Raw genomic sequence first — 1,084 nt, 5'->3', positions numbered from 1 at the left:
CGGGGGCGGCGCGCTCCTCTACCTCTGGCTCTGGGCCCTGGTGCCCCTCGCGCCGCTCGACTCGCGCGACGCGGATCCGGCCGTCCGCCCCTCCGCTCCGGCCTACCCCGCACCCGACCCCGGCCTGCAGGACGAGCGCCCCTCGTCCCCCGAGGCCGTCGCCGAGTGGCGCGAGCGCCAGGAGGCCTGGCGGGCCGAGCGGGAGGCGTTCCGCGCCCAGCAGAGCGCGTCGGCCCGCGAGACGGCCCGCGCCCGGGCGGAGGAGGCGCGAGTCGCCGCCGCCGCCGTCACCGCCGCGCGCCTGGAGCGCCAGCGCCTCCGACGCGCCGCGAACCCCCGGCTGCGGGCGAGCCTCACGCTGCTCGCCCTGGGCGCCGCCGCACTGACCGGCGCACTGGTCTCGCTCACCGCCTCCGGGCCGACGGCCCTCGTCGTCGGAGCCGCCTCGGCCGCGCTCGTGCTCGCCGTGGTGATCGTGCTCGCCGGCCTGTTCCGGAGGCGCGCGATCGCGCTGGTCGCCCTCGCGACGGTCGCGCTGGTCACGGCCGCCTGCGCCGCCGTGCTGCCGACCGACCGCGAGCTGCTCCCCGTGCTGGGCACCTACGGCTTCTCGAGCGCCGCTCCCGGCCGCTACGCGACGCTCGCGGCGAGCGACCTGCGCGTCACGGTCGCACCCGGCTACGAGACCTCCGGCGAGCCGCTGGACCTCTGGATCGGCTACGGGCACGTGTCCGTCGCCACGATGGCGGGAACGGCGGTCCGCCTCGAGGCGACCACGGAGGACACCGAGCTCCTCGTTCTGGACGCCGACGGAGGCGCGATCGACGCGCCCCGCGAGGTCCGCACCGCCGACGGCCGTCAGCTGTGGACGCAGACCTTCGGCGATCCCGAGGCCGAGCCGTTCGTGGTCCGCATCGCCCAGGAGGGCGGGTCGATCCGCGTCCAGGACTCAACACCGGGCGCCGACTCCGGCACCACTGCGCCGGACGCCGACGCCGGCCGCCGAGATCAGCACCAGCACGAGCGACAGGCCGGTGATGGTGGTCAGATTCCGGCGGAAGTCGATGAACGGGACGCTGAGCGC

At 76.9% G+C, this 1,084-nt stretch carries 1 pseudogene; it reads left to right on the top strand.

The window, feature by feature from the left end:
• Positions 1-1,084 (top strand): annotated as a pseudogene (locus C5C74_RS17635) (hypothetical protein); the annotation flags it as partial.

It is taken from the genome of Rathayibacter sp. AY1E8 (genome assembly GCF_002931415.1).
In the GTDB taxonomy this organism is placed as follows: Bacteria; Actinomycetota; Actinomycetes; order Actinomycetales; family Microbacteriaceae; genus Rathayibacter.
The sequence above is the reverse complement of the archived record's forward strand: the minus strand, read 5'-3'. Positions and strand labels throughout refer to the sequence as shown.